This window comes from Providencia sp. CIM-Carb-044 (assembly GCF_033901115.1).
Lineage (GTDB): Bacteria > Pseudomonadota > Gammaproteobacteria > Enterobacterales > Enterobacteriaceae > Providencia > Providencia hangzhouensis.
Map to the genome: position 1 here is coordinate 1 of NZ_JAXADV010000037.1, position 4,060 is coordinate 4,060.

The following is a 4,060-nucleotide window of genomic DNA, read 5'->3' on the forward strand; positions in this document are numbered from 1 at the left end:
AAATTATTTTTTCTTTTTCGCTTTTGCGTTTGGTAAATCAGTAATGCTACCTTCGTAAATCTCAGCAGCCATACCGAATATTCCCTAAGGTAGCCACTCCCCCTCACGAGCCAAACCGGACAGCTAATCATCCCATTAGCTGACAGCGAGTAAGACCGTTAATTCAGATCCCTGTGTAGAGCAAGGATTTTTACTCATTCAGTAAAAATTCATTGTTTCTTTAATGTATCTCTGGCTTCAATCAATATTGAAATTAGATCATCTAAAGGCATTTTAGCTGTAAAACCGTGGGATAAATCTGAACCAAATAGTTCAATTTCTAAATTATCTACACCTTTATCTTGATTAATTTCTGCAACCCGCTCCCAATTTAATTGAACCTCTAACGTTAGATTCTCATATTCCATTGGACTTGAAAAAAATAGTTCTAATTTATTATCTTTCATTTTATTGCCTTCTTTGGGTCTAACACAGTATTAAATGAGCCATCCGCATTATATTTAACGCCTTTTTCACTAGGCAAACGATATTCAAATGCACCACCACCTAAATCGTTTCGAACTACTTTAGGATCTTTAAAGATTTCTCGGATGAAATTCTCGGCAGCAGCATTTTTTTGTGCTGGATTATCATTTAAGGGTTCAAAAACGCCATCGGGCCTAGTTACATGTTTGTCCCATGCTCTCACAGCTGAGAATAAGCACGATTGTAGTGTAAAAACACTGACGGCTAAAGAAGCAGTGGTCAAAACCAGAAAGTATACAATGGGTTCCCCCCAACCGAGGTAAACCAAACCCCAGCCCACAACTCACGTTAAGCGGCAAGTGATTGAGTGAGTTTGGGTTTAAGGTGAGTAACCACATACTCTCACTCGCCAAGCCGGACAGTTGATCATCCGGTTGGCTGAGAGCGAGTAAAATGATTGAGGTAAGAAACTAAAATTTGTTGGCTTAGTGGCTCTTTAAATAGCCACTATGCCATTATTTTTTATAGATTTTTGTACCTATTAGGAAGGTATCTTCTATGTTCCATTGATTTCATTAAATTTTTTAGATCTGTCAAGTAATGTGATAACTCTTGTTTATTTGAACATTCCGTTTTTTCATATATTTGCTCATCAGATAAATGAGTTAAAACGTAATTTAAGCAATCTGTATAAATTACAATTTCCGATTCAGATAAACGAATATCAAATAAAGTTACATCCGCTTCTGGTATGTAATTAATTTTTAATGTATCCATCCTACCACCTCACATAATCAGAAAATTTTTCTTTAAATTCATCTAGTTTTTCATTACTAGGTCTATTCCATCGCCCATCTCTAGTACGTTGAGCAGTATTTTTATCACTATTTTTAAATGACGAGACCACTTCTCCATCAGGCTCAATTAGATGTATTCTTCCGTCATTACCTTTTACAACCCAACGACCATCATCTTGTATTAAGATATCTGAAGGCCTCGATTTTTGAACATCATTAATGACTGAACTGACTGGACGCCCCTCTTTATTTCTGATTCCCGCATGTTCACCTTGTGTAATCTTGTCTAAATAGGCGAGGTTATCTAAAGATAGAGTATCAGGAATAGATGTTCCAGGCAGTTTTTCGTTCGGTTCTGGAAACTGGTTTCCACCCGTATCAATTTTTCCTTGTTCGGGTATTTGGTTTCCGCTTGTATCTATCCGGCCTTGCTCAGGTATTTGGTCGCCACCAGTATGAAATTTCTCAACATTTGAATTATTTGCTGCTTTATCTATATCATTTGAGCAACTCATGCCAAAAGAGCAATCAAACGTTTCCGCTAGGCCATCACGAATATTACCTAAGGCATTTTCGATACCTTTTGCAATGTTGCTATTTGCCGTTTGTGTGACTTGCGTATTTAAACCGACACCATGAGGTAATGTAGGAACATTCGGAGAGGGAATAGCAAACATGCTACTTTGAGTAAAGTTGAGTTTATTCAAATTCTCTGTATTAACATCAATGGCATTAATTAATCTGCTATGTAGATATTTAACAGAAACAATACTTTCTCTTGCCGACTTATCAAGTATCTCTTCATCCCCATCTCCATATTTATAATTGTCATTCAAACTGTCTAGATAGGTATTCTTATTATATCCAACTAAAAAGCTATCTAGCTCAGCTGAGGTTTTATACTCTTTTCTGATTAATCTGCCTGATATTATTATTTCTTGTTCAAAAGGATATTTCTCTGGATTATTTAAAAATTTCCATTCATTAAATCCTTCAACTTCTTCCAAAAATAATTTTTGTTTCTCGATATGCTCTTTAATTATTCCCTTTTTTGTTTCAATATTTTCTTTTGATGATAAATCAACCTTTCCATTTTTGTCTAATAAAGGCTCAATATCTATGGGAGTAACCATGTATTCACAATATGACATGTAATCCATAAAATCATTTAGGGAATGATACCATTCAGGTGAAATATCATGTCTATAACTTTCAAGATAACTGTTATATCCTTCATAATATCCATCACCGAAATATAAAGCGGTATTATTATCAACAGGTAATCGAGTTCCCCATACAGTTATTGTACCTAGGTCTGTCACATCATCCATAAACTAACTTCCTTATTAGTTATAAAAAACAGAATAAAGAAATTAGAATTTAATATTTTTATAGTCAACTAACCGTTATCATTAATAAACATTCGGCCATTTAAAATTAAAAGCTTATTACTTATAAAATGATTAATATCGATTTTAATAAATAATAGAACAGAAACATGTGACTAATTGTTTATATTCACAAAAACAAAAAAAGCCAACGTGTTTCCACATTGGCTTCAATTCGCTTTTGCGTTTGGTAAATCAGTAATGCTACCTTCGTAAATCTCAGCAGCCAAACCGGACAGCTAATCATCCAGTTAGCTGAGGATGAGTAAAATTGTTAGCAGAGATCCCAGTACCGAACTGGGATCTTTTAACTTTTAAAAATCAGACCACTCTGCGTAGCTAATATCATCTTCGGTTAATTCAGTAAAACCATCTTGACTCAACATTTCTTTAAAATAGAGGATAGTATCTTCTAACGCTTTTTCAATGGTACTTCCACGTCCAATGGCGCACTCGGGGCAACCATCAAATTTTCTTTTTATTGCTAAATCCGTCATACCTGTAAAAAAACCCGACTGATCTTCATAAATTTTTATCTTCATTTTGGCATAAGGCAAAATAGGGATCATAGTAACTGTGAATTCAGCAACTGTTTTCTCTATACAGCTCACTTTTGTAATATTTAAATCATGCCACATAACATATCCCTCTATATTATTGTTTTCCAAAAGATATTATTTTCCCTTCGGATGTTCTATCTAAATATTTCCCGTTTTTATAATAACGAGTCACATTATCAGTCGCACCTCTTACTTTCACTGTTCTAGCACCTTTTAAGTTTTTGACAAATTCTTCAGCTTTGTTTCTGTACTGCTCAACACTACCCGCTCCAACTTCTTTTCCATGTTTTTCATAATGCTTCTGTAATGATTCGTCAGGAGAGTTAAAACTACCATGATGCCATTTATTTTTAATATTATTTTTGTTTTCAGATAAATAGGCAATATCTTCTACTGTAATCTGATTAGGCAGTGGGGTTATATGCGTATTATCTATATGTTCAGGTATTTGATCTCCGCCAGTATCCGTCCGCCCTTGCTCAGGTATCTGGTTTCCACCCGTATCAATTTTTCCTTGTTCGGGTATTTGGTCGCCACCAGTATGAGGTTTCCCAACATTTGAATTTTTTGCTGCTTTATCTATATCATTTGAGCAACTCATGCCAAAAGAGCAATCAAACGTTTCAGCTAAGCCATCGCGAATATTGCCTAATGTCTTTTCGACACCTTTTACTATGTTGCTGTTTGCCGTTTGTGTGACTTGCGTATTTAAACCAACACCATGAGGTAATGTAGGAACATTCGGAGAGGGAATAGCAAACATGCTACTTTGAGCTATTTTCAGCTTATTTAATTCATTTAAATTAAACTGAATTTTATCCGTGATACTTTTATGTTGTCTCTTAATTTC

6 protein-coding genes and 1 pseudogene are annotated in these 4,060 nt (G+C 34.9%); all 7 read right to left on the reverse strand.

Going from position 1 to position 4,060, the window contains the following annotated elements; genetic code table 11:
* Positions 1-3: 3 nt before the first annotated feature.
* Positions 4-75: pseudogene (locus SJ312_RS23550) on the reverse strand (dihydrolipoamide dehydrogenase); the annotation flags it as partial.
* Positions 76-209: 134 nt separating this feature from the next.
* Positions 210-446 (reverse strand): hypothetical protein, encoded by a 237-nt coding sequence (locus SJ312_RS22925; protein WP_004265618.1) that lies wholly within the window; start codon positions 444-446, stop codon positions 210-212.
* Positions 443-793 (reverse strand): hypothetical protein, encoded by a 351-nt coding sequence (locus SJ312_RS22930; RefSeq protein WP_153674210.1) that lies wholly within the window; start codon positions 791-793, stop codon positions 443-445. Before SJ312_RS22930 ends, SJ312_RS22925 begins: the two co-directional genes overlap by 4 nt.
* A gap of 194 nt (positions 794-987) precedes the next feature.
* The gene (locus SJ312_RS22935) at positions 988-1,242 is read right to left on the reverse strand and encodes a hypothetical protein (protein WP_094962978.1); all 255 of its coding nucleotides are present in this window, start codon (positions 1,240-1,242) and stop codon (positions 988-990) included.
* 1 nt (position 1,243) lies between these two features.
* On the reverse strand, positions 1,244-2,593 hold the full coding sequence (locus SJ312_RS22940; protein ID WP_262410995.1) for a hypothetical protein: 1,350 nt from the start codon (positions 2,591-2,593) through the stop codon (positions 1,244-1,246).
* A gap of 371 nt (positions 2,594-2,964) precedes the next feature.
* Positions 2,965-3,288: a hypothetical protein gene (locus SJ312_RS22945; RefSeq protein ID WP_036959259.1), complete on the reverse strand. Its 324-nt coding sequence runs from the start codon at positions 3,286-3,288 to the stop codon at positions 2,965-2,967.
* A 16-nt stretch (positions 3,289-3,304) separates the two neighbouring features.
* The coding region (locus tag SJ312_RS22950; RefSeq protein ID WP_319868396.1) for a hypothetical protein at positions 3,305-4,060 on the reverse strand (756 nt) is incomplete at its 5' end.

Bases quoted from the DNA above. Each gene is read 5' to 3' on its own strand.
- SJ312_RS22925 (WP_004265618.1), bottom strand. From the start codon at position 446: ATGAAAGATAATAAATTAGAACTATTTTTTTCAAGTCCAATGGAATAT.
- SJ312_RS22935 (WP_094962978.1), bottom strand. From the start codon at position 1,242: ATGGATACATTAAAAATTAATTACATACCAGAAGCGGATGTAACTTTA.
- SJ312_RS22940 (WP_262410995.1), bottom strand. From the start codon at position 2,593: ATGGATGATGTGACAGACCTAGGTACAATAACTGTATGGGGAACTCGA.
- SJ312_RS22945 (WP_036959259.1), bottom strand. From the start codon at position 3,288: ATGTGGCATGATTTAAATATTACAAAAGTGAGCTGTATAGAGAAAACA.